The organism is Haloplanus rubicundus (assembly GCF_003342675.1).
Taxonomy (GTDB): domain Archaea; phylum Halobacteriota; class Halobacteria; order Halobacteriales; family Haloferacaceae; genus Haloplanus; species Haloplanus rubicundus.
Genome location: NZ_CP031148.1, coordinates 3328181 through 3354149, shown reverse-complemented (window position 1 = coordinate 3354149; position 25969 = coordinate 3328181). Strand labels below are relative to the sequence as shown.

The 25969-nt window shown below is 66.7% G+C and carries 29 protein-coding genes and 2 tRNA genes; 22 read left to right on the top strand and 9 right to left on the bottom strand.

The annotated features are described in order from the left end of the window. The 3 genes from DU484_RS18355 to DU484_RS18345 are packed head-to-tail and all read right to left on the bottom strand — an operon-like array spanning window position 1 to window position 745. Window positions 1-201, bottom strand: a complete 201-nt coding sequence (locus DU484_RS18355) for a hypothetical protein (RefSeq protein WP_114606657.1) — start codon at window positions 199-201, stop codon at window positions 1-3. Continuing rightward, window positions 198-428 (bottom strand): hypothetical protein, encoded by a 231-nt coding sequence (locus DU484_RS18350; protein WP_114606656.1) that lies wholly within the window; start codon window positions 426-428, stop codon window positions 198-200. Before DU484_RS18350 ends, DU484_RS18355 begins: the two co-directional genes overlap by 4 nt. Next, window positions 425-745 carry a hypothetical protein gene (locus DU484_RS18345; RefSeq protein WP_114606655.1) on the bottom strand — a complete coding sequence of 107 codons (321 nt, stop codon included), beginning with the start codon at window positions 743-745 and terminating at the stop codon, window positions 425-427. The genes DU484_RS18350 and DU484_RS18345 overlap by 4 nt, the downstream gene beginning before the upstream one ends. A 250-nt stretch (window positions 746-995) precedes the next feature. Between DU484_RS18345 and DU484_RS18340 the strand changes: the two genes are divergently transcribed. After that, on the top strand, window positions 996-1199 hold the full coding sequence (locus tag DU484_RS18340) for a hypothetical protein (protein WP_114606831.1): 204 nt from the start codon (window positions 996-998) through the stop codon (window positions 1197-1199). A 237-nt stretch (window positions 1200-1436) separates the two neighbouring features. Further along, on the top strand, window positions 1437-1697 hold the full coding sequence (locus DU484_RS18335) for a DUF7386 family protein (RefSeq protein ID WP_114606654.1): 261 nt from the start codon (window positions 1437-1439) through the stop codon (window positions 1695-1697). Here DU484_RS18335 and DU484_RS18330 read toward each other — a convergent pair whose 3' ends face one another. The 4 genes from DU484_RS18330 to DU484_RS18315 form a co-directional block, all read right to left on the bottom strand. Next, window positions 1698-1901 (bottom strand): hypothetical protein, encoded by a 204-nt coding sequence (locus DU484_RS18330; protein ID WP_114606653.1) that lies wholly within the window; start codon window positions 1899-1901, stop codon window positions 1698-1700. Between the two features lie 376 nt (window positions 1902-2277). Beyond that, entirely contained in the window at window positions 2278-3942 is a 1665-nt protein-coding gene (locus DU484_RS18325; protein WP_114606652.1) for a DUF7845 domain-containing protein, read from the bottom strand. Then, entirely contained in the window at window positions 3939-4283 is a 345-nt protein-coding gene (locus DU484_RS18320) for a hypothetical protein (RefSeq protein ID WP_114606651.1), read from the bottom strand. The genes DU484_RS18325 and DU484_RS18320 overlap by 4 nt, the downstream gene beginning before the upstream one ends. Window positions 4284-4367: 84 nt before the next feature. After that, window positions 4368-4440, bottom strand: a tRNA-Asp gene (locus DU484_RS18315). 253 nt (window positions 4441-4693) lie between these two features. On the opposite strand from DU484_RS18315, the gene DU484_RS18310 reads away from it, so the two are divergent. From DU484_RS18310 to DU484_RS18285, 6 genes are read left to right on the top strand one after another with little or no spacing between them, the layout of a single operon-like run. Further along, complete coding sequence (locus DU484_RS18310; protein ID WP_114584312.1) at window positions 4694-4924, top strand: DNA-directed RNA polymerase subunit H; 231 nt, start codon at window positions 4694-4696, stop codon at window positions 4922-4924. Further along, on the top strand, window positions 4921-6480 hold the full coding sequence (locus tag DU484_RS18305; protein WP_114449037.1) for a DNA-directed RNA polymerase subunit B'': 1560 nt from the start codon (window positions 4921-4923) through the stop codon (window positions 6478-6480). Before DU484_RS18310 ends, DU484_RS18305 begins: the two co-directional genes overlap by 4 nt. Window position 6481: 1 nt before the next feature. Beyond that, window positions 6482-8308: a DNA-directed RNA polymerase subunit B gene (gene rpoB / locus DU484_RS18300; RefSeq protein ID WP_114584311.1), complete on the top strand. Its 1827-nt coding sequence runs from the start codon at window positions 6482-6484 to the stop codon at window positions 8306-8308. Window positions 8309-8316: 8 nt separating this feature from the next. Further along, window positions 8317-11250: a DNA-directed RNA polymerase subunit A' gene (locus tag DU484_RS18295; protein ID WP_114587126.1), complete on the top strand. Its 2934-nt coding sequence runs from the start codon at window positions 8317-8319 to the stop codon at window positions 11248-11250. Beyond that, window positions 11243-12454: a DNA-directed RNA polymerase subunit A'' gene (rpoA2, locus tag DU484_RS18290; protein WP_114606650.1), complete on the top strand. Its 1212-nt coding sequence runs from the start codon at window positions 11243-11245 to the stop codon at window positions 12452-12454. Before DU484_RS18295 ends, rpoA2 begins: the two co-directional genes overlap by 8 nt. 9 nt (window positions 12455-12463) lie before the next feature. Continuing rightward, a complete protein-coding gene (locus DU484_RS18285) occupies window positions 12464-12889 on the top strand; it encodes a NusA-like transcription termination signal-binding factor (RefSeq protein WP_114606649.1) in 426 nt (141 codons plus the stop codon). 19 nt (window positions 12890-12908) lie between these two features. Here DU484_RS18285 and DU484_RS18280 read toward each other — a convergent pair whose 3' ends face one another. Further along, window positions 12909-14108 carry an outer membrane protein assembly factor BamB family protein gene (locus tag DU484_RS18280; protein WP_114606648.1) on the bottom strand — a complete coding sequence of 400 codons (1200 nt, stop codon included), beginning with the start codon at window positions 14106-14108 and terminating at the stop codon, window positions 12909-12911. A 218-nt stretch (window positions 14109-14326) separates the two neighbouring features. Here DU484_RS18280 and DU484_RS18275 point away from each other — a divergent pair, with 218 nt between their 5' ends. From DU484_RS18275 to DU484_RS18265, 3 genes are all read left to right on the top strand, one after another. Then, entirely contained in the window at window positions 14327-14755 is a 429-nt protein-coding gene (locus DU484_RS18275; protein ID WP_049937453.1) for a 30S ribosomal protein S12, read from the top strand. Continuing rightward, window positions 14755-15369 carry a 30S ribosomal protein S7 gene (locus tag DU484_RS18270; RefSeq protein ID WP_114584307.1) on the top strand — a complete coding sequence of 205 codons (615 nt, stop codon included), beginning with the start codon at window positions 14755-14757 and terminating at the stop codon, window positions 15367-15369. Before DU484_RS18275 ends, DU484_RS18270 begins: the two co-directional genes overlap by 1 nt. Before the next feature lie 73 nt (window positions 15370-15442). Next, entirely contained in the window at window positions 15443-16651 is a 1209-nt protein-coding gene (locus DU484_RS18265; RefSeq protein ID WP_114606647.1) for an iron-containing alcohol dehydrogenase, read from the top strand. Here DU484_RS18265 and DU484_RS18260 read toward each other — a convergent pair. Further along, a complete protein-coding gene (locus DU484_RS18260; protein WP_114584305.1) occupies window positions 16648-17409 on the bottom strand; it encodes a DUF5781 family protein in 762 nt (253 codons plus the stop codon). The two genes, DU484_RS18265 and DU484_RS18260, sit on opposite strands and share 4 nt — an antisense overlap. 154 nt (window positions 17410-17563) lie before the next feature. On the opposite strand from DU484_RS18260, the gene DU484_RS18255 reads away from it, so the two are divergent. From DU484_RS18255 to DU484_RS18205, 11 genes are all read left to right on the top strand, one after another. After that, window positions 17564-19753 carry an elongation factor EF-2 gene (locus DU484_RS18255; protein WP_114584304.1) on the top strand — a complete coding sequence of 730 codons (2190 nt, stop codon included), beginning with the start codon at window positions 17564-17566 and terminating at the stop codon, window positions 19751-19753. 84 nt (window positions 19754-19837) lie between these two features. After that, window positions 19838-21013 (top strand): sensor histidine kinase, encoded by a 1176-nt coding sequence (locus DU484_RS18250; RefSeq protein ID WP_114606646.1) that lies wholly within the window; start codon window positions 19838-19840, stop codon window positions 21011-21013. Window positions 21014-21178: 165 nt separating this feature from the next. After that, window positions 21179-21763 (top strand): amino acid-binding protein, encoded by a 585-nt coding sequence (locus tag DU484_RS18245; RefSeq protein ID WP_114606645.1) that lies wholly within the window; start codon window positions 21179-21181, stop codon window positions 21761-21763. Then, entirely contained in the window at window positions 21760-22713 is a 954-nt protein-coding gene (locus DU484_RS18240) for a homoserine dehydrogenase (RefSeq protein ID WP_114606644.1), read from the top strand. The genes DU484_RS18245 and DU484_RS18240 overlap by 4 nt, the downstream gene beginning before the upstream one ends. 184 nt (window positions 22714-22897) lie before the next feature. Further along, window positions 22898-24163, top strand: a complete 1266-nt coding sequence (gene tuf / locus DU484_RS18235) for a translation elongation factor EF-1 subunit alpha (protein WP_114584300.1) — start codon at window positions 22898-22900, stop codon at window positions 24161-24163. After that, the gene (gene rpsJ, locus DU484_RS18230) at window positions 24164-24472 is read left to right on the top strand and encodes a 30S ribosomal protein S10 (RefSeq protein WP_114584299.1); all 309 of its coding nucleotides are present in this window, start codon (window positions 24164-24166) and stop codon (window positions 24470-24472) included. A gap of 76 nt (window positions 24473-24548) precedes the next feature. Beyond that, window positions 24549-24620: transfer RNA gene (locus tag DU484_RS18225), tRNA-Ala, on the top strand. A gap of 80 nt (window positions 24621-24700) precedes the next feature. Then, window positions 24701-24904 carry a TFIIB-type zinc ribbon-containing protein gene (locus tag DU484_RS20770; protein WP_114606643.1) on the top strand — a complete coding sequence of 68 codons (204 nt, stop codon included), beginning with the start codon at window positions 24701-24703 and terminating at the stop codon, window positions 24902-24904. After that, on the top strand, window positions 24901-25305 hold the full coding sequence (locus DU484_RS18215; RefSeq protein WP_187347816.1) for a hypothetical protein: 405 nt from the start codon (window positions 24901-24903) through the stop codon (window positions 25303-25305). The genes DU484_RS20770 and DU484_RS18215 overlap by 4 nt, the downstream gene beginning before the upstream one ends. Beyond that, a complete protein-coding gene (locus DU484_RS18210; protein WP_157969599.1) occupies window positions 25305-25550 on the top strand; it encodes a hypothetical protein in 246 nt (81 codons plus the stop codon). The genes DU484_RS18215 and DU484_RS18210 overlap by 1 nt, the downstream gene beginning before the upstream one ends. Window position 25551: 1 nt before the next feature. After that, window positions 25552-25965, top strand: a complete 414-nt coding sequence (locus DU484_RS18205) for a CopG family ribbon-helix-helix protein (RefSeq protein WP_114606640.1) — start codon at window positions 25552-25554, stop codon at window positions 25963-25965. The last annotated feature ends 4 nt before the right edge of the window (window positions 25966-25969 follow it).

The window sequence follows — 25969 nt, the reverse complement described above, 5'->3', positions numbered from 1 at the left end:
TCATCGGTCGGCGGCCTCCCGAGCGTCCTTGAGCTCGTCGACGCGACCGTACCAGCCACAGTCGTCGCACTCGTAGCGGTCGGTGTCTGTCTGTGTCGATCGCCGGTTCATCTGCGGTCCCGAACAGTCCGGGCACCGCCACCGCCACGGATTGGACGGGTCGCGACGGGCGGCGTACGCCGGCGTGATCGACGCGCTCATGGCTCCGCTCCTGCCCGTTGTTGTCGATCCAGTTCGTCGACGGCCGCCTCGATCTCGTTGACGACGCGCCGCGCGTCGTCTCTATCGAGGACCACGCACTGACTGAGAGCGTCCGACCGGATCGAGACAACCACCAAGTCCTCAGCTGCCTCAGCCGCGACGGTCGCCTCGTGAACCGGTGCCTGCAGCTCAACGTGCGTAGCCGGCGTCCCACAGTCGTCGGTCATCGGCCGCCGCCCTCCTCAGCGAAGCGGGCGGCCTCGACGATTTGCTCGGCGAACGCTCGCGCGCGGTCGGGCTCGAACGCCAGCGTGAGGTGGGCGCCGTCGAGCTTCGCCTCGATTTCGACGGTTCCCGGTTCGTCGTCGAGCCACTGACCGCGCACCTTCACGGGACCGCGGCCGTCGATCCCTTGTAGGTCGAGATACTTCCAGGCCGGCGCCGTGCCGACGGTCGTCAGCGCGGCGCCGGTGTTCGCAGCGGGTTGTGCGTCCGTCTCAGTCGCCGGCTCTTTGGTGTCCGGCGGCGTATCCTTTTCTGCCATCGTTAGGGTGGCACCGGTCGAGCGGCGTGTCCGCGCCGCCGGCCTTTGATGACGCCGTCGTATCTTATTCCACCAAACATGGTGGTGAAATCAGAGTGGACGCCGTCCGACCGTTTCCGGTGCGTAAAGGTTGGTCTATTCGCCAACGTCTTAATGATTGGCCTATCTATCCAACCTTGGACAAATGCACCAACCTATTTGTGCCTCCGGTTGGTCAATATATACAATGTCGGCGGAAGGCGAGTATAGCATGGCCCGTGGCCGTGCAATGATGACAGAACACGAGCGAGAACAGATAGCCGGTGAAGGCGACGATCCTCAGCGCCGATACGAAGCGGTCTCACGCGTTCGAGCGCGAATACGTGATGAACTCACGACCGACGTGGAACTTCTTAAGGAGAACCACCCGGAGCTCCTCGACGATCTCCGCGAGGTGGTCTGCGAAGATGATTGAATCGCTTGGAAGGGCGATCTCGGCGCGACCCCGTGGGGTTCGAGACGAATGTCACGGCCCGACGCAATGTATGCACCTGGCGCCGTCGACGCCGATGGTCGCGTGTATAGATTCGGCCGCTCGGCGCGGCCGCCCACACACGGGAGGCCGTCATCGCGAACAGGCGTTTAAGTCAATCACCCCGTCGTTCACTCGCCAGCGACGCGAACTGACCTCCCGTATGCACACCACTACTTAATGACCGACCGAACGACCTTGCGACTCTCCGACGAGCGGAAGCGGCTTCTCGACGAAGCGGCGGCGATCATCGGGAGCGGCGAACACGATGACCCGCCGCGTTCCGACGTGATCGACGCCGCGCTCACCCACCTAATTCAGTCCAAGCAAAACATCGACGACGCCCGCGGGGAAGTAGATCCAGTGACGATTCAGAAGATCGCGAACACCGACGTGCTGGCGTTGCACTACCGGACGAGCGTGGATAGCCGCTGGCGGTGATTACGCGTACCCAAGGCGGCGATCAAGCACCGCTCGAACGGCCTTCCCCGCAGCGAGGAGAACGGTCCACAGGATGACACCACCCACAACGTAGCCGGCGAAGTGGTATGGTTCGGTCCACGCGCCGGAGAGCAGCGACATAGCGAGCGTGATAATCACCGCCCACTTCAACAATCGCCGGGTGAACAGGCCTCTAACGTCCATACCCCTCTTTCGGCCACTCGGGGCTTAGTTCCCAGGGACAGCTCGAACAGTCACCTCAACGAAGGCTGGCGCCCTCGACGCCGCTGCGAAACATCGACGTTGAGGCGTCCGATACCGAATAGCCTAACCTCCCTTTCTCGTGCATCAGGTGGAACAGCCGATGCTGTGCGGTGTATTTTCTCTATCTGCGCCCTTAGGCGCACTTCCTAAGGGGATCCTCCCACCCACCGGGAACTATCACACCCGGTCGACGCTGTTCGAGGCCAAAACGGACCGCTCTCGGTGGTTGCGACACTCCAGCCGAAACAAGGGTTTTCGGATGCTACTTATAAAATAAGGAGTCGAACGACGGTGTTGCCACTCACCAGTCGGCGACTCAGTCGGCGGTCGATCGCCTCGGCGAGCCGTCCGGCTGGAGCAGTGACGACACGGAAACGGTGTGCTCCTGGCGCCCGTTGGTCCAGCGAACCTGCGCGTTCCAGAAATCGCCGCGCGGGCCGCCGGAATCCGACCACGCCTCCAGCGCCTTCGCGACTATCTCGTCGACCAGGGGCCGGTCCGTTGCGCGAATCCGGTCCATCATCGTCTGGATCTTGATGAGCATCCGGTCCTCTTCGGCGCCGTGTTCGAGGATCTCCGCACCCCACTTCGCGGCCCAGCGCTGCCACGCGCTGCCGTCCTGTTCGAGCTGTCGCGGGTCGACATCGAGCAACCGACAGAGTCGACGAACCCCCGACTCCAGGGCGCTCTCTGTCTCGTCGAGGACGCGCTGCAGGTCTTGGCGTATCTTCTCGGAGATGAAGGACAGCGTCCCGTTCTCGTTGCGGAGTAGATCACCGAGCCGATCCTGCGCCCGGTAGATCGTCGACAGCGAGCGGTCGGTTTCGGCGGCGGCCTCGTGGACGTCAACCTCGCCACCGTCGGCGACGACCTGGAGGATTTCCTCGTCGGACTCAGTCAACTCGCCGAGCGTCTTCATCAGCAAACTCTCCTGCTCGGCCTCGACCTGCGGCAGCGGATCGTCGACGAGTCGTGCGGGCTCCTCGGCTTCCTCGACGCTGAAGGCGTCGTCGTCGACGTAGGTGGTCGGATCGGGGCGTGTCTCGATACCGCTCCACGACAGGAGGTTCAGGAGCGTCTCGTGGACCTCGCGATACGCTCGGTCGCGGTCGTGCCACGGGACCGACGCCGTCGCCAGCTTCTCCTTGTGACTGGAGTACAGGACGCCGAACTTCGGATTGTACAGGGTCTCCTCGGGATCGTCGCGAACCTTCTCCGGGTGATACAGCTTCAATTGCTTCCCCAGGCGATGCCCGGTGACGAACTCCGAGGCCTGCTCGCGATGGAGCATGAACCGGTGTCGGTAGCCCTCCACGTCCTTGTTCGGTCCCGAGTTCGAGAAGAAGTACGCGCCCTCGGCGCCGAGCTTATCGGACAGCAGGTTTGCCGCCCGGAGGAACGGGCCGTCGGCCTCGATCAGCTGCATCGCGATCTCGCGACGGATGCGGACGTACAGTTCGAGTTCCTGTATCGTACTCATCCGGTGCGGCGTTCGGAAGTACCGCGGATTGACCGTCTCGCCAGTCTCTTTGGCGAGCGCCTGCACCGCTCGACGCAGCAGGTCGAGATAACGATCGACCTCGACGTTGCTCCCCTGGGCGTGGATGTTCACGCCCTCCGAAGCGTCGATGTGGTCGAACGGCGTGCTGATCTCCTCGCCACTCGTCGAGACCATGCCCTCGTAGCGTGGTCGTATGTGGAAGTTGATCGACCTGCGCCCGGGGCCACTGATGGTCAGGCGGAGTTCGTACAGCGCGTCCCCACCGACGGTGTCACTCGGCGCCGGCGCGATACCGCCCTTGTCGTACCGAAGTTTCTCGATCTCCCACGCCTCGCCGTCGACGGAGAACGGAATCTGCTCGGCGTAGCCGTCGAACCACTGGATCAGGAGCTTCGTGAGGATCCAGTAGGGCTTCCGCCCATACTCCACGAAGTTGAACTGTATGTCGGCTTCGTGGGTCTGCGGCTCGATCTGGCTCATTGCGGCCCCTCGTCAGAGTAAAGCGTTTCTCGAACGGCACGCTCCAGGTCGCCGTCCGGGACTTCAACTTCGTCAAGCACTCGGATCGCTGCGGCGTGAGACTCGGATTCTCTAATCCGGATCCAGCCAGTGTCTGGATGGTCGTACTCTTCAGGGACGTACAGCAGCGCGTGATGATTGCCCGCAGCCGTACTCAATGCCAGCGCGACGACGGCGTTCCCAATATCAAGGTGGCCGAACGCGCGGACTGGCGTCACAGCAGCGGTCGCGTCGGAGTGCCGAAGCGCGTTGATCTCGGCGTCGGTGAGCGGCCGGTCGGGGAGCGCTTCTACGACCGGCACAATACCACCCCTCCATTACCCGAATCAAAAGCCTGGAATTGGACAAATCCGGCTTTATGATCGGGAACTAAACCTAAAATTGGACGCCCGGAGCGGGATTTGAACCCGCGTCACGACCGTGACAGGGTCGTATGATGGGCCACTACACCATCCGGGCTTTCGCATTTAATCCGAGCGGCGACTGGGAAATAAGACTTGCCATCTGGAGTCGCCGTGGGTCGCGGTATCGCGGCACGTCGCCGAAACGGCTTTGTACCGGCAGAGCGCATGGCAACGCGTACCGAGCCTCGCTCGCCGGCGCCCGCCGGTGGGCCGATTAGCCCCGCTTCGCGGTTCTTTGACAAGCGTTAAATGGGTGGATCGACAAAGGCGCCGTAGTATCTCGTGACAACTTCTCCACCCACTCACCCATGGTAGACGTAAGCCAACACAAGCTGGTCCCGGAGCATACAGTCCTCGACGACCCCGACCGCGTCGACGAGGTACTCGCGGAGTACAACGTGAGCAAGACCAACCTGCCGAAGATAAAGACGAGTGATCCCGCGTTGCCCGACGAGGCCGAGGTGGGCGACGTGGTCGAAATCGTTCGCGACTCTCGAACCACTGATCAAGCGACCGTATACCGACTGGTGGTCGAATGAATCGACAGAGCCGACGCACGATTTCACGAGAGTATTTCTCACAGGAACGGCTCGCCGAACACCACTTCCGCTCCTTCAACGCCTTCCTCGACCGGGGGATGCAGGAAGTCGTCGACGAGAAAGAGCGGATCGAGACGGACATCGGCGACAAGGAGGGACAGGAGCCGGTCTTCGTCGAACTCGGCGACGTGCGCGTCGAGACGCCGCGGGTCCGTGAGGCCGACGGGAGCGAGGAACTCCTCTACCCGCAGGAGGCCCGCCTGCGCAACATCACCTACGCCGCGCCGGTGTTCATGGAGATGGCCATCGTCCGCGGCGGCGAGGAAGAGGAGGAAGTCGTCGTCGACTCCACCGAGACGAAGGTGGGACGCATGCCGATCATGGTCGGCTCCCGCCGCTGCAACATCGCCGAACTCACGCGCGAGGAACTGATCGACATCGGCGAGGACCCGGTCGACCCCGGAGGATATTTCATCGTCAACGGCTCCGAGCGGGTGCTGATGACGAGCGAGGACCTCGCGCCCAACAAGATCCTCGCGGAGTACGACACGAAGTACGGCGACGAGATTCAGGTCGCCAAGACCTTCTCCCAGCGCCGTGGCTACCGCGCGCTGGTGCTCTGTGAGCGCAACCGCGAGGGGATTCTCGAAGTCTCCTTCCCCTCCGTCTCGGGGAGCGTCAACTTCGTCACGCTGGTGCGCGCGCTCGGGCTGGAGTCGGACGAGGAGATCGTCCACCGCGTCAGCGACGACCCCGAGATCGTGAAGTTCATGCTGGAGAACCTGGAGATGGCCGAGGTTCAAAGCGAGGAAGAGGCCATCGAGACGCTCGGCAAGCGGGTCGCCGGCGGGCAGGGGAAGAACTACCAGCTGAAACGCGCCAACTACGTCATCGACCGCTACCTCCTGCCGCACCTCCACGAGGAGGGCGTCGACGAGGAGGAGGTCCGCATCAACAAGGCGTACTACCTCTGCCGAATGGCGGAGGCGTGTTTCGAACTCGCCCTGGAACGGCGCGAGGCCGACGACAAGGACCACTACGCGAACAAGCGCCTGAAGGTCAGCGGCGACCTGATGCGTGACCTGTTCCGGACGGCGCTGAACAAGCTGGCCCGCGACGTGAAGTACCAGCTCGAACGCGCGAACATGCGCAACCGGCAGCTGACGGTCAACACCGTCGTCCGCTCGGACGTGCTGACCGAGCGGCTGGAACACCCGATCGCGACGGGCAACTGGGTGGGCGGTCGCTCGGGCGTCTCCCAGCTGGTCGACCGCACGGACTACATGGGCGTGCTCTCGCACCTCCGTCGGCTGCGCTCGCCGCTCTCGCGGTCCCAGCCGCACTTCGAGGCACGTGACCTGCACGCGACCCAGTGGGGTCGCATCTGTCCCTCCGAGACGCCGGAGGGGCCGAACTGTGGGCTGGTGAAGAACTTCGCGCAGGCGATGGAGCTCTCCCAGAACGTGGAGGACGAACAGGAACTCAAACGCGAACTGGCGTCGATGGGGGTCGAGGGAATCCCCGGAATCGAAGGCGTCGACTCGATGGCGGATTAACATGGCTCAAGCACGCGAGGCGAAAGTATACGTCAACGGCAGTCTGGTCGGTACGCATCCCGACCCCGAACAGCTCGCAGAACAGATCCGCGAAGCGCGCCGGCGCGGGGACGTCAGCGACATGGTCAACGTCTCCATCAAGGAGCGCACGCGCGAGGTCATCATCAACGCGGACGCGGGACGGGCTCGCCGCCCGCTGATCGTCGTCGAGGACGGCGACCCGCTTCTCACCGACGAGGAAATCGAGGCGGTCGAGAACGGCGAACTCAGCTTCGAACAGCTCGTCGAGCGCGGCTACATCGAGTTCATCGACGCCGAGGAGGAGGAGGACATCTACGTCGCCGTCGACGAGGACGAACTCAACGAGCGTCACACCCACCTCGAAATCGACCCACAGCTCATCTTCGGCATCGGCGCCGGGATGATTCCCTACCCCGAACACAACGCGTCGCCACGGATTACGATGGGTGCGGGGATGATGAAGCAGTCGCTCGGGCTGCCGGCGGCGAACTACCGGATTCGACCGGACACGCGCCAGCACCTGATGCATTACCCGCAGCTGGCCATGGTCAAAACGCAGACCACGGAACAGATCGGGTTCGACGAGCGCCCGGCGGCTCAGAACTTCGTCGTCGCCGTCATGAGCTACGAGGGGTTCAACATCGAGGACGCGCTCGTGATGAACAAGGGGTCGGTCGACCGCGCGCTCGCCCGGTCGCACTTCTTCCGGACCTACGAGGGCGAGGAGCGCCGGTATCCGGGCGGTCAGGAGGACCGCTTCGAGGTGCCGAGTCAGGACGTCCGCGGCGCCCGCGGTGAGGACGCCTACACGCATCTGGACGAGGACGGCCTCGTCAACCCCGAGACGCAGGTCGACGAGAACTCGGTCCTGCTGGGGAAGACCAGTCCCCCGCGCTTCTTGGAGGAGCCGGACGACATGGGCGGCCTGTCCCCCCAGAAACGTCGCGAGACGAGCGTCACGATGCGGAGCGGCGAGGACGGCGTCGTCGACACGGTCACGCTGATGGAGGGCGAGGACGGCTCGAAGCTCTCGAAGGTCTCGGTGCGGGACGAACGCATCCCCGAACTCGGGGACAAGTTCGCATCCCGCCACGGCCAGAAGGGCGTCGTCGGCCACCTCGCACCCCAGGAGGACATGCCCTTCACGCAGGAGGGCGTCGTCCCCGACCTGGTGCTCAACCCGCACGCCCTGCCGTCGCGGATGACGGTCGGCCACGTGCTGGAGATGCTGGGCGGCAAGGTCGGCTCGCTCGAAGGTCGTCGCGTCGACGGGACGGCGTTCCAGGGCGAAGACGAGTCGGAACTCCGGGGGGCGCTCGAAGAGCACGGCTTCGAGTCCTCGGGCAAGGAGGTCATGTACTCCGGCGTCACGGGGGAGAAGATCGAGGCCGAGATTTTCGTCGGCACCATCTTCTACCACAAGCTGTACCACATGGTGAGCAACAAGCTGCACGCCCGCTCGCGCGGGCCGGTGCAGGTGCTCACCCGCCAGCCCACCGAGGGTCGCGCCCGCGAGGGTGGCCTGCGCGTGGGCGAGATGGAGCGTGAGGTGCTGATCGGTCACGGGGCGGCGATGGCGCTCAAGGAGCGCCTGCTCGACTCCTCGGACCGCGAGAACGTCTACATCAGCGCCGAGACGGGGATGGTCGCCGTCGAGGACGTGGAGCAGCGCCGGGTGTACGACCCCGTCACTGGCGACGAGGACGACATCCACGAGATCGAGGTGAGCTACGCGTTCAAGCTCCTCCTCGACGAGATGATCGCGCTCGGCATTCGACCGCGGCTGGAACTCGAGGACGCAGTGTAACAATGTCAATGCAGACACCAAAGGAGATCGGCGGCATTCAGTTCGGGCTGATGGACCCGGAGACGTATCGCGACATGTCCGCGACGAAGGTCATCACGGCGGACACCTACGACGACGACGGCTACCCCATCGACATGGGGTTGATGGACCCGCGTCTGGGCGTCATCGACCCCGGACTGGAGTGTCGGACCTGCGGCCAGCACTCGGGGTCGTGTAACGGGCACTTCGGCCACATCGAACTCGCGGCGCCCGTCATCCACGTCGGCTTCACGAAGCTCATCCGGCGGCTCCTGCGCTCGACGTGTCGGGAGTGCGGTCGGCTGGCGCTCACCGAGGAGGAACGCGAGGAGTACGAGGGGAACCTCGCCCGGGCCGAGGAGCTCGGCAAGGACCCCAACGACGTGCTGAAGGCGGCGGTCCGGCAGGCGCGCAAGCAGAGCTACTGCCCGTTCCCGGACTGCGACGGCGTGATGCACGACATCAAACACGAGAAGCCGACCACCTACTACGAGGTGCAGGACGTGCTCGCCGGGGACTATTCGGAGCGCATCGCCGAGGCGATGCAGCCCGACCCGGACGACGAGGACGACGAGGGGACGAGTCCCCGAGAACTCGCGGAGGGTCTCGGTATCGATCTGGAGCGCGTCAACGACATCATGGCCGGCGAGTTCCGGCCGAAAAGCGACACGCGGAAGCAGTTGGAGAAGGCCCTCGGTGTGGACCTGACCGAGGAGGACATGAACAAGCTGATGCCCTCCGACATCCGGGACTGGTTCGAGGACATCCCGGACGAGGACATCGAGGTGCTGGGCATCGATCCCAGCCGGTCGCGGCCGGAGTGGATGATCCTCACCGTCCTGCCGGTGCCGCCGGTGACGGCCCGTCCCTCCATCACGCTGGACAACGGCCAGCGCTCCGAGGACGACCTGACCCACAAGCTGGTGGACATCATCCGCATCAACCAGCGGTTCATGGAGAACCGCGAGGCCGGTGCGCCCCAGCTCATCATCGAGGACCTCTGGGAACTGCTCCAGTACCACGTCACCACGTTCATCGACAACGAGATTTCGGGGACGCCGCCGGCGCGCCACCGCTCCGGTCGACCGCTGAAGACGCTCTCCCAGCGCCTCAAGGGCAAGGAGGGCCGCTTCCGTGGCTCGCTGTCCGGGAAGCGCGTCAACTTCTCGGCCCGGACGGTCATCAGTCCGGACCCGACCCTGTCGCTCAACGAGGTCGGGGTGCCCGAACGGGTCGCCACGGAGATGACACAGACGCTGAACGTGACCGAGCGCAACGTCGACAACGCGCGACAGTACGTCGCCAACGGGCCGGAGGGGCATCCGGGCGCGAACTACGTGCGCCGGCCCGACGGCCGCCGACTGAAGGTCACCGAGAAGAACTGTGAGGAACTCGCCACCAAGGTGGAGGAAGGGTGGGAGGTCAACCGCCACCTCGTCGACGGCGACATCGTGATCTTCAACCGACAGCCATCGCTGCATCGGATGTCGATCATGGCCCACGAGGTGGTCGTGATGCCGTACAAGACGTTCCGGCTGAACACCACTGTCTGCCCGCCGTACAACGCCGACTTCGACGGCGACGAGATGAACATGCACGCCCTCCAGAACGAGGAGGCGCGGGCGGAGGCTCGGGTGCTGATGCGGGTTCAGGAGCAGATCCTCTCCCCTCGCTTCGGCGAGAACATCATCGGCGCGATTCAGGACCACATCAGCGGGACCTACCTGCTGACCCACGAGAACCCCCACTTCTCGGAGACGCAGGCGCTCGACCTGCTCCGCGCGACGAGCGTGGACGAACTCCCGCCGGCGGACGGGGAGGAGGACGGCGAGCCCTACTGGACGGGCCGCACCGTCTTCTCCGAACTCCTGCCCGACGACCTGAACCTCGAGTTCACGTCGTCGGCCGGTGACACCGTCCGCATCGAGGACGGCCAGTTGGTCGAGGGCACCATCGACGAGGACGCGGTCGGCGCGTTCGGCGGCGAAATCGTCGACACCCTGACCAAGGTGTACTCCGAGACGCGCGCCCGCGTGTTCATCAACGAGGTGGCCGCGCTGGCGATGCGGGCGATCATGCACTTCGGGTTCTCGCTCGGCATCGACGACGAGTCGATCCCGGAGGAGGCGAACGAGATGGTCGACGAGGCCATCGGGAACGCCTACGAGCGGATCGAGGACCTGATCGACTCCTACGAGGCGGGTGACCTCGAGTCCCTCCCCGGTCGGACTATCGACGAGACGCTGGAGATGAAGATCATGCAGACGCTCGGCAAGGCCCGCGACAGCGCGGGCGAGATCGCCGAGGACCACTTCGACGAGGACAACCCGGCGGTCATCATGGCCCGGTCGGGCGCCCGTGGGTCGATGCTCAACCTCACCCAGATGGCCGGCTGTGTGGGCCAGCAGGCAGTCCGCGGCGAGCGGATCAACCGCGGCTACGAGGACCGCACCCTCAGCCACTACGAGCCGAACGACCTCTCCGCGGAGGCCCACGGCTTCGTCGAGAACTCCTACCGTGGCGGGCTGACGCCGCGGGAGTTCTTCTTCCACGCCATGGGTGGCCGCGAGGGGCTGGTCGACACGGCAGTCCGGACCTCGAAGTCCGGCTACCTGCAGCGCCGCCTCATCAACGCCCTGTCCGAACTCGAGTCGCAGTACGACGGCACCGTCCGCGACACCTCCGACACCATCGTCCAGTTCGAATTCGGCGAGGACGGCACCAGTCCGGTGAAGGTGTCTTCCACCGACGACAACCCCATCGACGTCGAAGGGATCGCGGATCGGGTCATCGAGGCGGAGTTCGACTCCGACCAGGAGAAAGAGCGGTTCCTCGGCGAGCGCGAGCCGCCGACGAACCTCTCCGAATACGCCGGCCCCGGTCTGAACAAGGCCCAGGGCATGGAGGTGGAGTCCGATGACTGAGTACGAACACGTCACCGAGGACATCGAGGCGGTCGTCGAGGACACGGAGTTGCCCCGGCGGCTCAAGACCCAGATCTACGAGACCATCGAGGACCGCGGGACGGTCACGGTCGAGCAGGCGAACGAGATCGCGCAGGCGACCGAGTCGCGCTACGTCGACACGCGGGTCGACCCGCTCGACCCCGTCGGCACGGTGTCGGCACAGTCCATCGGCGAGCCCGGGACGCAGATGACGATGAACACGTTCCACTACGCGGGCGTCGCGGAGATCGACGTGACCCAGGGGCTCCCGCGGCTGATCGAACTCGTCGACGCGCGGAAGACGCCGGACACGCCGATGATGACGGTGTATCTCGACGAGGAGTACGCGACCGACCGCGAACGCGCCCACGAGGTGGTGTGGTCCATCGAGTCGACCAAGATCCTCTCGCTGGGTGACGTGTCGACGAACGTCGCGGACATGCTGGTGCAGGTCGACCTCAACGAGGAGACGCTGCTGGAGCGGTGGCCGACCGTCGGCGACGTGGGTGAGATCGCCGCGGAGATCGCCGAGACCATCGAGGACGCCCTCGGCGTCCAGACCCGGCGCTCGGGGACGCTCATCGAGTTCGGCCCCTCCGAACCCAGCTACCGCGAACTGCTCCAGTTGGTCGAGGAGCTTCGCGACGTGGTGTTCAAGGGGATCGAGGAGGTTTCCCGGGTCGTCATCCGGAAGGAGACCCTCGACGACGGCGAGGAGTTCGTCCTCTACACCGAGGGGTCGGCCTTCGGCGACGTGATCGAAATCGAGGGCGTCGACGCCTCGCGGACGACCTGTAACAACATCCACGAGATCTACCGCAACCTCGGCGTCGAGGCGGCCCGTGAGGCCATCATCAACGAGACGATGGACACGCTCGAAGAGCAGGGGCTGGACGACGTGAACGTCCGCCACCTGATGCTCGTCGCGGACATCATGACCAACCGCGGCACCATCGAGTCCATCGGCCGGCACGGCATCTCGGGATCGAAGGAGTCGGTGCTCGCCCGCGCCGCCTTCGAGGTGACGGTCAACCACCTGCTCGACGCGGCGATCCACGGCGAGCGCGACCGCCTCGACGGCGTCATCGAGAACGTCATCGTCGGCAAGCCGGTCGCCATCGGCACCGGCGACGTGGACCTGCGGATGGGCTCGTTCAGCGCGAAGCAGCCGTCGGACGACTAGGCTCGCACGATGCGGGTCACCCTCTCGGATCGCGACCGCCGGTACATCGCCCGGTTCGAGGACGAAACCGGCGCGACCGCCCGTGACTGCCTGGTTTACGACGACGCCGACCGCGTCGTCTTCCTCGTCGCGGCCGGCGAGATGGCACAGGCGGTCGGTCCCGGCGGCCGAAACGTCCGGCGCGTCGAGGAGGCGCTCGGCCGGACGGTCGAACTCGTCGAGGACGCGGACACGCCGGAGGCGTTCGTCGCCAACGTGCTCTCCCCGGCGGCGGTGACGCACGTCACGATCAGCGAACAGGGCGACCGGGTGGCCTACGCGGAGGTCCCGGACGCCGACCGCGGCGCCGCCATCGGGCGCGACGGGCGCAACATCGAGACGGCGCGGCGACTGGCGCGCCGACATTACGAGTTGGACGACGTGCAGTTGACGTGACGGCGGTCACGCGGCTCACTTAGCCGTCGTCGAGCGCGTACACGTCGCCGGCCTGCGTCGCGACGACGACGGTCCCGTCGACGACGACGGGCGATCCGGTCACGCCGCTCAGGAACACGTCCGTGTAACTCCGTTCTCGCGTCTCGACCCGCCAGCGCTCCGCCCCGTCGGAGCGGGCGAGCGCGACCACGTCCCGCCCCGCGCCGACGACGACGGCGTCGTCGGTCAGAATCGGGGCGGTCGGGTCGGCGTCGAGGTCGGTCGTCCATCGTCGTTCGCCACCCGCCAGTGCGAGCGCCGTCAGGCCCCCGTCGTGTGCGACGACGGCCACGTCGTCGACGGCCACCGAGCGGTCGACGCGGCCGTCGACGGTCGCGTGCCACTTCTCCTCGCCCGTCGTGGCGTCGAGACGGCGGACCGTCCCCGTCTCGTCGGCGACGACGACCGACTCCCCGACGACGGCCGGCGCGGCCGTGGTTCGGCCGTCGACCGACCGCTCCCAGACCGTCTCCCCCGTCTCCGTATCGAGGGCGACGACCGACCCAGACTCGCCGGTCGCGTAGACGGCGAGAGCGTCGACGACGGCGGGGGCGGCAGCGTACACGCCGAGGTCGCGGCGCCACCTGACGGTCCCGTCGTGTTCCACGGCGGCCACCGCCGAGTTCTCGAACCCGCCGCCGACGAAGACAGCGTCGTCGGTCGGGGTGGGCGACGCGTTGACGTCGTTGTCGGTGAGGGCGCGCCAGCGTTCGGTGCCGTCGGCGGCGTCGACGGCGACGAGGCCGCGAGGAACGGATTCGCCGCCGTTCCAGACGGTCAGATACACGGTGCCGTCGTGGACGGCCGGCGCGGCCGCCGAGGCGTGGCCCGCGTCGACGGTCCACGACTCGTCGCCGTCGCCGATGGCGAGGCTCACCAGAGCGCCGTCGAAGGCGACGTAGATGGCGTCGCCGTCGACGACGGGTTGGGCGGCGTCGTACCGGTTCGGCGTGCGGCGCCACGCGATAGACGGGTCCGTGGGCGCGGCGCCGGGGAGGACACCGGCGTTGTCGGCGTCGACCTGATACTGTGGAACCGACCCCGCCGTCTCGACGCGGCGGTTCGAGACGGTCGGCGGCGGGCCGGACTCGCCGGCGCCGAAGCCGCCGAACAGACAGCCGCTCAGACCGACCGTCGCGGTGCTTCCGAGGAGGGCGAGGGCGTGTCGGCGGGAGCCCATGGCCGCGTGTGGCGGTACCGCCGAAATAAGGCTTCTGGGGGGGCCGGCTCTCACGCCCTCTCGGCGCTCTTTCGACGCTGAGCGTCGTTCTCCGGGCGCGGCTCGGGCGAGAGGACCGGCTCAGATCGGAGTAGCGGGTGCCCTAACGCGTTCTGAGCCGGTTTCGTCGATCCGGAAAAGGGAGGCTTAAGTAGCTCCGTCGGCAACTGAGTTGCACTATGGCGAACGGCAAGTACGCGGCCCGCAAACTCAAGAAGGACCGCCAGACGCGACGGTGGTCCGACTCGGAGTACGCGCGACGCGAGCGCGGCCTCCGGAAGAAATCGGACCCGCTCGAGGGTGCGCCCCAGGCCCGGGGCATCGTCCTCGAGAAGGTCGGCATCGAGGCGAAACAGCCCAACTCCGCGATCCGGAAGTGCGTCCGGGTCCAGCTCATCAAGAACGGGAAGCAGGTGACGGCCTTCTGTCCCGGCGACGGCGCCATCTCCTTCATCGACGAACACGACGAGGTCACCATCGCCGGCATCGGCGGCGCGAAGGGTCGTGCGATGGGCGACCTCTCCGGCGTGAACTACAAAGTCGAGAAGGTCAACGGCGTGTCGATGATCGAACTCGTCCGCGGGAACGCGGAGAAACCGGTCCGATAATGTCCGAGAGCGACACCCCCGAGCCGGACGCCCCGGCCGGGAGCGAGGACCAGGAGACGGACGCGCTGCTCTTCGGCGTCTGGGAGACGGACGACATCGCGTACAACGACCCCAGCACGCAGCGCTACATCAACGTGACCCCCATTGCGCACACGATGGGTCGCCACGCCTCCAAGCAGTTCCAGAAGAGCGAAATCTCGGTCGTCGAGCGGTTGATCAACCGCCTGATGCAGACCGAGGAGAACACGGGGAAAAAGCAGCAGGCGATGCGTATCGTCCGCGACGCCTTCGAGATCGTCCACGAGGACACGGAGGAGAACCCGGTGCAGGTGCTCGTCACGGCCGTCGAGAACGCCGCGCCGCGTGAGGAGACGGTCCGCCTGAAATACGGCGGCATCTCCGTCCCGCAGGCCGTCGACGTGGCGCCCCAGCGCCGGGTCGACCAGGCGCTGAAGTTCCTCGCGGAGGGGACCTACCGCGGGTCCTACAAGACGCCGACGAGCGCCGCGCAGGCGCTCGCCACGCAGTTGATGGGCGCCGCGGACTACGACGTCGGGACCTACGCCATCAATCAAAAAGAGGAAGCCGAGCGGGTCGCCGCCGCCGCCCGGTAATCTACACCTTTCTTTCGTTTCGACGACGGCCGACAGCCGACAGTATATGTAGCCCCCGCCCGACGGGGTTGGCATGTCACTCGGTTCGCTCACCGAATCCCACTCGATCCGGAGTCCCGACCACGTCGAGTACGGCGCGGGCGCCGTCGACGCCCTCGAAGCCTTCGCGGCGGAGCGGGGGATCGAATCGGCGCTCGTCGTCACCGACGACTTCCTGGCCGACAGCGGCGTCATCGACGCGCCGGTCGCCCGCCTCGACGCCGCGGGCGTCGACGTGGCGGTGTACGACGGCGTGGCGCCCGAGCCGAAGCTGTCGATGGTCGAGGACGCGGCCGAACGGGTGGCCGACCGCGACCTGGTCGTGGGCGTCGGCGGCGGCAGTTCGATGGATACGGCGAAGCTCGCGGCGGCGCTCGCCGAACACGGCGGCCCGGTGCGTGACATGCTCGGCATGGACAACGTGCCGGGCGAGACGGGGCCGCTGGCGCTCGTCCCGACGACGGCGGGGACGGGCAGCGAGGTGACCCACATCGGCGTCTTCGCCGACGAGCGTGAGGGCGGCGTGAAACGGGTCGTCTTCTCGCCGCATCTCTTCGCGGACCTCGCGGCGGTCGATCCGGACCTGACGGAGACGATGCCGCCGGGCGTCGCGGCGGCGACGGGGCTGGACGCGCTGACCCACGCGATAGAGAGCTACGTCTCCCTGCTCCGGACGCCCTACACCGACACGCTGGCGCGCCGGGCGGTCGAACTCGTCGCGGCGAACCTGCGGCCCGCCGTCGCGCAGGGGCCGGAAAACGACGCGGCCCGCGCCAACATGAGCCTCGCGGCGACGCTCGCGGGGCAGGCGTTCGTCAACTCCGGACTGGGCGCCGTCCACGCGCTCACCTACCCGCTCGGGATGGAGTGTGGGCTGGGCCACGGGCTGGCCAACGGCGTCCTCCTCCCACACGTGATGCGGTACAACGTCCCCGCCGAAGTCGGTCGATTCGCCGATCTGGCCGGCCTGCTCGGTGAGGAGCGTCGGCCCGGCGAGTCGGAGCGGGCCTTCGCCGACCGGAGCGTCGAGGCGGTCTTCGACCTGCTGGAAGACGTGGACGTGCCGACGAGCATCGCGACGTACGGCGACTTCGACCGCGAGACGTTCGCGGCGTTCGCGGACGTGGCGTTCGAACACTCCGAGCACAACATCGACCGCAACCCCCGTGACATGGACCGCGAGGACGTGATCGCGGTGTTCGAGGCGGCGGCCGAGGGGCGCGAGTCGGCCCGTGGCCGCTAGTCCGCCGCCCGGCCGCCGCCGAGGGCGTACTCCTTCGTCACCGCCACGAGGTCACGCCGGAAGTCGCTCTCGCTGGGGTCGTCGACGAGGTTGCGGAATCGGCGTTTGAACGCCTCCATCCCGACGGTGGGGGCGTCGGCGGCGGCGGCGCGGGCGAGGTCGTAGAGTCGGTGGTCGGGGTCGATCAGCCCGTGGCGCTCGACGAGGGCGAGGGCGAACGCGGCGTTGACGGCGGTGATGTCGGGGTCGGCGCCGTCGCGGGCCGGTCCGGCGCCGGCCGGCCGCGTCCCGGCGGGTCCGGGGGCGTCGGCGACGGCGGCCGCGAGCTGGGATTCGAGGAACTGCACCAGCTTGGCCGCGGGCGCGACGTCGAGGGTGATGTCGTCGGCGTAGATGTCGCGCATGTGGTTGGCGATCTGATAGCAGTGGGCGAGTTTGCGGCGCTCGACGGTCCGGCCGGAGAGGGCGAGAAAGAGCGCCTCGTCGGTCGACTGGGTGTGGGAGGCGTGGCCCTGTTCGTGGCGGGCCATGTGCGCGAGTTCGTGGAGTGCGAGCTCTCGGGCCATCGCGCTGGTGGCGGCCTGCCGGGAGATGTTGAGGACGTGGTAGTCGTCGTAGTGGGCGGCCCAGGTCCGTTCGTCGGGGTCGTCCCGGACCTGCACGTGGACCGGGCGGTCGAGGTCGTGTTCCGTCGCCAGCAGGTCGGCGGCGCCGAGAAACGGGTCCGGCGAGGCGCCACCCTGTACGCGTACGTCCATGCTGATTGGTACCACGGGTCAGAACGATAAGACGATTGTGGTGCCCCTCCGTATCGTGGTATCGCGTGACACGCCCGATCAGCCGCCGGAAATCGGGCGTTTCGTTGTCGGCAAAACACTACCCTTTTGACCCTCCTGACGGTATGGGCCTGTAATGGGCCGACGAAAGAAGATCGTACAAGAATGTGAACGGCTGATGGACAAACCGGAGAACATCCGGAACATCGCCATCGCCGCTCACGTCGACCACGGTAAGACGACTCTGACGGACAACCTGCTCGCCGGTGCGGGCATGATCTCGCAGGACACTGCGGGCCAGCAGCTCGCGATGGACACGGAGGAAGACGAGCAGGAACGCGGCATCACCATCGACGCCGCGAACGTCTCGATGACCCACGAGTACGAGGACAAGAACCACCTCATCAACCTGATCGACACGCCGGGCCACGTCGACTTCGGTGGCGACGTGACGCGGGCGATGCGTGCCGTCGACGGCGCGCTCGTGGTGGTCGACGCCGTCGAGGGCGCGATGCCCCAGACGGAGACGGTGCTCCGGCAGGCGCTCCGCGAGGGCGTCAAGCCGACCCTCTTCATCAACAAGGTCGACCGCCTCATCTCCGAGCTCCAGGAGGGCCCCCAGGAGATGCAGGAGCGGCTCCTGTCGGTCATCCGCGACGTGAACGAGCTCATCCGGGGCATGACCGAGGAGATGGACGACATCGACGACGACTGGACCGTCGGCGTCGAGGACGGCACCGTCGGCTTCGGGTCCGCCCTCTACAAGTGGGGCGTCTCGATGCCCTCGATGCAGCGGACGGGCATGGACTTCGGCGACATCATCGACCTCGAACGCGCCGACAAGCGCCAGGAGCTCCACGAGCGGACGCCGCTCTCCGACGTGGTGCTCGACATGGTCTGTGAGCACTTCCCGAACCCGCTGGACGCCCAGCCCCGTCGTATCCCGCGCATCTGGCGCGGCGACGACACCTCCGACATCGCGGAGTCGATGCGGCTGGTCGACGAGGACGGCGACCTCGTGCTCATGGTCACCGACATCGGCATCGACCCCCACGCGGGCGAAATCGCGGCCGGTCGCGTCTTCTCGGGCACCATCGAGAAGGGCCAGGAGCTCTACGTCTCCGGGACGGCGGGCAAGAACCGCGTCCAGAGCGTCGGCATCTACATGGGCGGCGAGCGCGAGGAAGTGGAGCGCGTCCCCGCGGGCAACATCGCCGCCGTCACGGGCCTCAAGGACGCCATCGCCGGTTCCACGGTGTCGAGCGTCGAGATGACGCCGTTCGAGTCCATCGAGCACATCAGCGAGCCCGTCATCACGAAAAGCGTCGAGGCGAAGAACATGGACGACCTGCCGAAGCTCATCGAGACGCTCCAGCAGGTCGCCAAGGAAGACCCGACGATCCAGATCGAGATCAACGAGGAGACGGGCGAACACCTCATCTCCGGACAGGGTGAGCTCCACCTCGAAGTCATCGGCCAGCGCATCGAGCGCAACCAGGGCATCCCGATCAACACCGGCGAACCCATCGTCGTCTTTCGCGAGTCGCCACAGCAGCCCTCCGGAGAAGTCGAGGGCGTCTCGCCGAACCGCCACAACAAGTTCTACATCACGGTCGAGCCCCTGAGCGACGACATCGTCGACGAGATCCAGCTCGGCAACGTCTCGATGGACATGCCCGAACTGGAGCGCCGCGAGGCCCTCCAGGAGGCCGGCATGGACAAGGACACCTCCCAGAACGTCGAGCACATCCACGGCACGAACATCCTCATCGACGACACGAAGGGGATTCAGCACCTCAACGAGACGATGGAACTCGTCGTCGAGGGGCTGGAGGAGGCGCTGGACGACGGCCCGCTCGCCGCGGAACCCGTCTCCGGCGCGCTCATCCGCCTGCACGACGCGAAGCTCCACGAGGACACCATCCACCGCGGTCCGGCGCAGGTCATCCCCGCCGTCCGCGAGGCGGTCCACCGCGCGCTGATCGACGGCGAGATTCGCCTGCTCGAACCCATCCAGAACGTCCGCATCGACGTTCCCTCGGAGCACATGGGGTCGGCCTCGGGCGAGATTCAGGGTCGGCGTGGCCGCGTCGACGACATGTATCAGGAGGGTGACCTCATGGTCATCGAGGGCATCGCGCCCGTCGAGGAGATGATCGGCTTCTCCTCCGACATCCGCAGCGCCACCGAGGGTCGCGCGTCGTGGAACACGGAGAACGCCGGCTTCCGCGTGCTCGCCGACAACCTCCAGCCGGACATCATCACGGAGATTCGCGAGCGCAAGGGAATGAAGCTCGAACTCCCGCCGTCGGTCGACTACATCTAACCGCCGGCCCGACTCGGCCCTTTCCTCTCAACCGCGATAATTCGACGGATAGTTTCATCACTCCCGTTTGGCAACGTCCCGTCCATGTCTGGCCTCCTCTCCCGGGTCGACCGGGCGCTCGTCCGGATGTTCGAGGCGGGGCCGACCGACGGGAGCCGTCGTCGGGAACGCCTCGCCAGATTCGGCGCGTGCATCGCGATCAGTGTGACCGGCGTCGGCCTCGTGATTCCCAACGTGGCGCCGTATCTCGTCCCCGGCCAGCCGCCGGTCGGGCTCGGACTGGGCGCGCTCGGGGCGGTCGTCTGTCTCGGCTTAGTCGCCGCCGGGGCCCTCCTGTACCGGAGCGGGTTCTCGACCCCGAACGCGGTGCGGATCGCGGTCTGGAACTTCCTCGGCCTCGTCGTCCTCGGCGCCGTCCTCCTCGCCCACGGCGCCTACCGGGGCGCACTCGGGACGGTGACGACGGCCGACGCGCTGGCGGCGGGGAACGTCCTCGCCATCAGCGCCGCCGCCCACGTCATCATCGGCGTCCACGACGCCCGTCGGGTTCGCGCGGAACAACTGGCTCGCGAGCGCGAGAAGTTCGCCGTCCTCAGTCGCGTCCTCAGACACAACCTCCGCAACGACGCGACGGTGTTGATCGGGCAGTCCGAACGGCTGGCGTCGGAACTCGACGGGTCGCTCGCCGACACGGCCGAGACGCTCCACGGCCGCTCCAGGGAGGTCGGTGACCTCGCGACCAAGACCAAGGTGATGGTCGAGGCGCTGGATCGGCGATCGACGCCGAACGCCCGGCTGAACGTCCACGACGTCGTCACCGACGCCGTCGACGGGGTTCGCGAGGACGCGAACGGCGTCGACGTCTCGGTCGACGTGCCGCGGAACCTGTGGATCTGGGCGGACGACAGCGTCGAGACGGCCCTGGCCGAACTGGTCGAGAACGCGGTCGAACACGGCGGCTCGGACATCCGCGTCGAGGCTGCCGACGACGACGGACGGGTCGACGTCCGCGTCGTGGACGACGGGCCGGGCATCCCGGCGGACGAGCGGGCCATCCTCTCGGGCGACGCGGAGATAACGCAACTCAAACACGGGAGCGGTCTCGGGCTCTGGGTCGCACGATCCGTCGCGGAGGCCGCGGACGGACGGTTGACCTTCGACACCGACGGCGAGCGGACGGTCGTCCGTCTCGCGCACGATCGGGCCGAGCCGCCGGTGGAGGCCTCGGGTGACACGACATTCACCCCCACGGCGGCGTAGTCCGCGACCGATGCAATCTTATACCCCACCGGCACAGTGTGTACCATGCCCAGCGGCATGACTACCGGCAGTCGACGTGTCGGCACGGAGCTACCCCGCGGCCCCTCCCCGTCGCCGATTACAATTATTACGTCGACGGGTCGTGCCGCGGGGGTGACGGCCTGAATGAGCGACGAGGCCGCGTCCACCCCTGACTCCGACACCGACGTGACCGACCCCGAAACCGACGGCGGCGAGCGTCCCCAGACCCACACCATCCGGCTGGAGCTCGTGGACAAGCCGGGCGAACTGCTGTCGGCGCTTCGCCCCATCGCCGAGAACGGCGGCAACCTGCTCTCCATCTTCCACGAGCGCGGCAACCTCACCCCGCGGGGTCACATCCCCGTCGAGGTGGACGTGGAGTGTCCGCCGGACCGCTTCGAGGTTATCGTGCAGGCACTTCGCGACGAGGGCGTCAACGTCATCCAGGCGGGCGCGGAGCGCTACGGGGAGCAGTTGACGATCCTGCTCGTCGGCGACATCGTCGACACCGACCTCTCCGATACCCTGCGACGGATCGAGTCGAGTACGGACGCGACGCTCGCCGATCTGTCGCTCTCGGCCCCGGAGGGCCGCGGGAGCGCGTCGAGCGCGCGCCTCCGACTCGCGACCCGGACCGGCCGGACCGACGAGGTGTTCGACCACGTGCGAGCGATTGCTGACGAGAAGGAACTGAACGTGATCGAACCGCTCGTGGAGGTGGCGGAATGACGCTCCGGCTCGCCGTCGTCGGGGTCGGCGCCGTCGGCCGCTCGGTCGTCGAACTCGCCCCGGACTACGGCCACGTCGTGACCGCCGTCGCGGACTCGCGGTCGTCGGCCGTCGATCCGGACGGCATCGATGCGGACGCGGTGTTCGAGCGCAAGGAGCGCGAAGGCGTGGTCGGCGACGGCGACCCGGACGACGCGCTCGCCGCCGAGTACGACGTCCTCGTCGAGGCGACGCCGACGACGCTCGGCGACGCCGAACCCGGCTTCTCGCACGTCCGTGCCGCGCTGGAACGCGACCGGCACGTCGTGTTGGCGAACAAGGGACCGGTGGCGGAACGGTACGCCGACCTGCGCGCGCTCGAACGCGAGAGCGCCGGGACGGTGCAGTTCGAGGCGGCCGTCGGCGGCGCCATCCCCATCCTCTCGACCATCGCGGACTTCGGGCCGAATCAGATCACCGCGGCCCGCGGCGTGCTCAACGGGACGGCCAACTTCATCCTCTCGCGGATGGCCGCCGAGGGACTCGGCTACGAACACGTCCTCGCGGAGGCCCAGGACCTCGGCGTCGCCGAGGCCGACCCCGCCTTCGACGTGGAGGGGACGGACGCGGCGCTGAAGTTCGTCATCCTCGCGAACGTGCTGAGCGACGGGGCCGAGGTGTACACCCTCGACGACGCCGAGGTGGAGGGCATCCGCTCGATTCCGTCGAGCGCCCTCGACCTGGCGGCCGAAGACGGGCGGACGGTCCGGCTGATCGGCGAGGCGACGGCCGACGGCGTGCGGGTCGGCCCGCGACTCGTCCCCCAACACGACGCGCTGGCGGTGACCGGCACGCGCAACATCGTCCAGTTCGAGACGGTTCACGCCGGGCAACTCCATCTGAGTGGCCGTGGTGCCGGCGGCCCGGAGACGGCGACGGCGATTCTCTCGGACGTGAGCCGGCTGGAGTGACGGCGACGCCCGCTCCCCGTCGGTCGTAATCGTCCGACCCTTCGCTACCGTCCCCGCGCCGGCGTGCGGTATGGCATCACAAACCGCAAGACGGCGCCGAGGATTTCTGTAACGTGTATCGAAATGGTTTTAGGTGATTCGGGGCAAATAGTCGTCACCAAGCGCCTTAGCGCGTGATTCCACCATGAGTGACAAACCGCACCAGAATCTGGCCATCATCGGCCACGTCGACCACGGCAAGAGCACGCTCGTCGGGCGACTCCTGTTCGAGACAGGGTCGGTCCCGGAGCACGTAATCGAGCAGTACCGCGAGGAAGCCGAGGAGAAGGGCAAGGGCGGCTTCGAGTTCGCCTACGTCATGGACAACCTCGCCGAGGAGCGCGAGCGCGGCGTGACCATCGACATCGCCCACCAGGAGTTCGACACGGACGAGTACTTCTTCACCATCGTCGACTGTCCGGGTCACCGTGACTTCGTGAAGAACATGATCACGGGTGCCTCGCAGGCCGACAACGCGGTGCTCGTCGTCGCGGCCGACGACGGCGTCGCGCCCCAGACCCGCGAGCACGTCTTCCTCGCCCGCACGCTCGGGATCAACGAACTGATCATCGGCGTGAACAAGATGGACATCGTCGACTACTCCGAGGACACCTTCAAGGAGGTCGTCGAGGAGGTCAAGCAGCTCCTCAAACAGGTCCGCTTCGGCACGGAGGACGCCTCCTTCATCCCGATTTCGGCCTTCGAGGGCGACAACGTCGCCGAGAAGTCCGGGAACATGGACTGGTTCGACGGCCCGACGCTGCTCGAAGCCCTGAACAACCTGCCGGAGACGGAGCCGCCGACGGACGCGCCGCTTCGCCTCCCGATCCAGGACGTCTACACGATTTCGGGCATCGGGACGGTCCCGGTCGGCCGCGTCGAGACGGGTGTCATGAACGTCGGCGACAACGTGTCGTTCCAGCCCTCGGACGTCGGTGGCGAGGTCAAGACCATCGAGATGCACCACGAAGAGGTGCCCGAGGCCGGCCCCGGCGACAACGTCGGGTTCAACGTCCGTGGCATCGGCAAGGACGACATCCGCCGTGGCGACGTCTGTGGCCCGGCCGACGACCCGCCGTCGGTCGCCGAGACGTTCCAGGCGCAGGTCGTCGTCATGCAGCACCCGTCGGTGATCACGGCTGGGTACACGCCGGTCTTCCACGCCCACACGGCGCAGGTCGCGTGTACCATCGAGTCCATCGACCAGAAGCTCGACCCCGCGAGCGGCGAGGTCGCCGAGGAGAACCCGGACTTCATCAAGTCCGGCGACGCCGCGGTCGTCACCGTCCGCCCGCAGAAGCCCCTCAGCATCGAGCCGTCCTCGGAGATCCCCGAGCTCGGTAGCTTCGCCATCCGCGACATGGGTCAGACCATCGCGGCCGGCAAAGTGCTCTCGGTCAACGAGCGATAGATGCAGCAAGCACGCGTTCGCCTGGCGGGTACGAGCCCGGAGGACCTCGACGGCATCTGCGACGAAGTCCGCGAGATCGCGAGCAAGACGGGCGTCAGTCTCAGCGGCCCGATCCCGCTGCCGACGAAGACGCTGGAAGTCCCGTCCCGGAAGTCCCCCGACGGCGAGGGGACGGCGACCTGGGAGCACTGGGAGATGCGCGTCCACAAGCGCCTCATCGACATCGACGCGGACGAACGCGCGCTGCGCCAGCTCATGCGCATCCAGGTGCCCAACGACGTCAGCATCGAGATCGTCCTCGAGGACTGACGTAGGGCATCGCGCTAAGGCGTTTTCACGTCCAAAGGGAAGCATACAAGTACGCCGGACGGTTCCCTCACGTTGCGGGCTCGTAGATCAGTGGCAGATCGCTTCCTTCGCAAGGAAGAGGCCCCGGGTTCAAATCCCGGCGAGTCCATCAAAATTTTACTCGGTCGCTAAGGAAACAAAAGCGACGCGTCGAGTCTTCTCTCCACCGATCACGCTCAGACTATATGAGTGTCTGAGTACCCCCGAAAAACGATTCCACCGCGGAGTGCGGTGCATGTCGACGCAGTCGGGTCATCGACAGAAGGAAATCAGGGGGTGGGCGGCGTGAGACGCCACTGTCCGACCTGTGGCGCCCGTCTCGTCACGACCACCTCACGGGGTGGCATCCCCCGTCGAACCTGTCCCGAATGTCAAGGAGGTGGGAACCGATGACGCCGCTCGATTTCGCTACCGAGCGCGACGACCGAACCGCCTCGTGGCGTCGCGCCGATCCGCGGGTCGCCTTGATCGAACGAACGGCGTGGAACCGCTGGGTCGTCACCCTGCCCGACGGCGAGCACGCCCACGACGTCCGCCTCGAACGCGATCACGGTGCCTACGTCGGCGAGTGCTACACGCTCGACGGTGACGAGCGCGAGCCCTGTCCGGGGAACGCCTACCACGACGGCCCGTGTGCCCACCTCTGTACCGTTCGGAAGGCGGCGTTCGGTGACGTCACCGACACGCACGACCGACACGTCGACATCTTCGACGTCGAGGACGTGGCCGACGCGAGGGCCGACCACGCCGTCGAGAAGCTTCGCGCCGACGGCGGCCGATGGAGGTGGCCCTGATGAACTACCTCGCCATCATGGAGCGCGCCGACCGCGCGATCCACTCGGTCGCGCAGACCCACCTCACCGAGTTCGAGGGAACGGTCGACCTGTACCCCGCCGTCGGCGAGAGTGACGGGTCGCGCGCACACGCCCCCGCACGCGAGTCCGCTCCGCACGCCTCCCCACCCCCCTTGCATACGGACTCCGAATCGCCGAGCCGTCCGGGTATTCACGCCGTATGCACGCAGGGGGTGAGTGAATAAGATGCCCCGGATGGATCACAACCCGACGGGTCGCGTCTCCTTCGGGATCGACGACGACGTCCTCGACAAGTTCGATGCCATCTGTGACGACGAGGACGTGAGCCGGAGCGAGCGCCTGCGTGCGCTCGTCAAGCAGGACGTGGCCCGTCACTCCGATGACGATCAAGACGGGATGACGCTCCCGGAGACCGACCGTCTCACCGACGCGTATCTGACGCTCCTCGATGCCGCCGAGCCGCTGCACGATGCGGGCCTCCGGGTCTCCCGTGAGGCAGCGATGAATCGGCTCTACTCGAACGACACTCCGAAGAGTGCGGTGATGGACGAACTCATCCGGCCGCTGAAGAAACAGGGCTTCGTGAAGATCGATCCAGCCATGTCGACCGTCTGGATCACCGTCCGGCCGCCCGAGTAGCGAT

Coding starts and splice junctions, on each gene's coding strand:
- DU484_RS18255 (WP_114584304.1), top strand. CDS start 17,564: ATGGGCCGACGAAAGAAGATCGTACAAGAATGTGAACGGCTGATGGAC.
- DU484_RS18310 (WP_114584312.1), top strand. CDS start 4,694: ATGGTAGACGTAAGCCAACACAAGCTGGTCCCGGAGCATACAGTCCTC.
- DU484_RS18245 (WP_114606645.1), top strand. CDS start 21,179: ATGAGCGACGAGGCCGCGTCCACCCCTGACTCCGACACCGACGTGACC.
- DU484_RS18275 (WP_049937453.1), top strand. CDS start 14,327: ATGGCGAACGGCAAGTACGCGGCCCGCAAACTCAAGAAGGACCGCCAG.
- DU484_RS18205 (WP_114606640.1), top strand. CDS start 25,552: ATGCCCCGGATGGATCACAACCCGACGGGTCGCGTCTCCTTCGGGATC.
- DU484_RS18345 (WP_114606655.1), bottom strand. CDS start 745: ATGGCAGAAAAGGATACGCCGCCGGACACCAAAGAGCCGGCGACTGAG.
- DU484_RS18325 (WP_114606652.1), bottom strand. CDS start 3,942: ATGAGCCAGATCGAGCCGCAGACCCACGAAGCCGACATACAGTTCAAC.
- DU484_RS18270 (WP_114584307.1), top strand. CDS start 14,755: ATGTCCGAGAGCGACACCCCCGAGCCGGACGCCCCGGCCGGGAGCGAG.
- DU484_RS18305 (WP_114449037.1), top strand. CDS start 4,921: ATGAATCGACAGAGCCGACGCACGATTTCACGAGAGTATTTCTCACAG.
- rpoA2 (WP_114606650.1), top strand. CDS start 11,243: ATGACTGAGTACGAACACGTCACCGAGGACATCGAGGCGGTCGTCGAG.
- DU484_RS18280 (WP_114606648.1), bottom strand. CDS start 14,108: ATGGGCTCCCGCCGACACGCCCTCGCCCTCCTCGGAAGCACCGCGACG.
- DU484_RS18240 (WP_114606644.1), top strand. CDS start 21,760: ATGACGCTCCGGCTCGCCGTCGTCGGGGTCGGCGCCGTCGGCCGCTCG.
- tuf (WP_114584300.1), top strand. CDS start 22,898: ATGAGTGACAAACCGCACCAGAATCTGGCCATCATCGGCCACGTCGAC.
- DU484_RS18355 (WP_114606657.1), bottom strand. CDS start 201: ATGAGCGCGTCGATCACGCCGGCGTACGCCGCCCGTCGCGACCCGTCC.
- DU484_RS18260 (WP_114584305.1), bottom strand. CDS start 17,409: ATGGACGTACGCGTACAGGGTGGCGCCTCGCCGGACCCGTTTCTCGGC.
- DU484_RS18295 (WP_114587126.1), top strand. CDS start 8,317: ATGCAGACACCAAAGGAGATCGGCGGCATTCAGTTCGGGCTGATGGAC.
- DU484_RS18250 (WP_114606646.1), top strand. CDS start 19,838: ATGTCTGGCCTCCTCTCCCGGGTCGACCGGGCGCTCGTCCGGATGTTC.
- DU484_RS18215 (WP_187347816.1), top strand. CDS start 24,901: ATGACGCCGCTCGATTTCGCTACCGAGCGCGACGACCGAACCGCCTCG.
- DU484_RS18210 (WP_157969599.1), top strand. CDS start 25,305: ATGAACTACCTCGCCATCATGGAGCGCGCCGACCGCGCGATCCACTCG.
- DU484_RS18265 (WP_114606647.1), top strand. CDS start 15,443: ATGTCACTCGGTTCGCTCACCGAATCCCACTCGATCCGGAGTCCCGAC.
- DU484_RS18285 (WP_114606649.1), top strand. CDS start 12,464: ATGCGGGTCACCCTCTCGGATCGCGACCGCCGGTACATCGCCCGGTTC.
- DU484_RS18350 (WP_114606656.1), bottom strand. CDS start 428: ATGACCGACGACTGTGGGACGCCGGCTACGCACGTTGAGCTGCAGGCA.
- DU484_RS18330 (WP_114606653.1), bottom strand. CDS start 1,901: ATGGACGTTAGAGGCCTGTTCACCCGGCGATTGTTGAAGTGGGCGGTG.
- DU484_RS18340 (WP_114606831.1), top strand. CDS start 996: ATGGCCCGTGGCCGTGCAATGATGACAGAACACGAGCGAGAACAGATA.
- rpoB (WP_114584311.1), top strand. CDS start 6,482: ATGGCTCAAGCACGCGAGGCGAAAGTATACGTCAACGGCAGTCTGGTC.
- DU484_RS18335 (WP_114606654.1), top strand. CDS start 1,437: ATGACCGACCGAACGACCTTGCGACTCTCCGACGAGCGGAAGCGGCTT.
- rpsJ (WP_114584299.1), top strand. CDS start 24,164: ATGCAGCAAGCACGCGTTCGCCTGGCGGGTACGAGCCCGGAGGACCTC.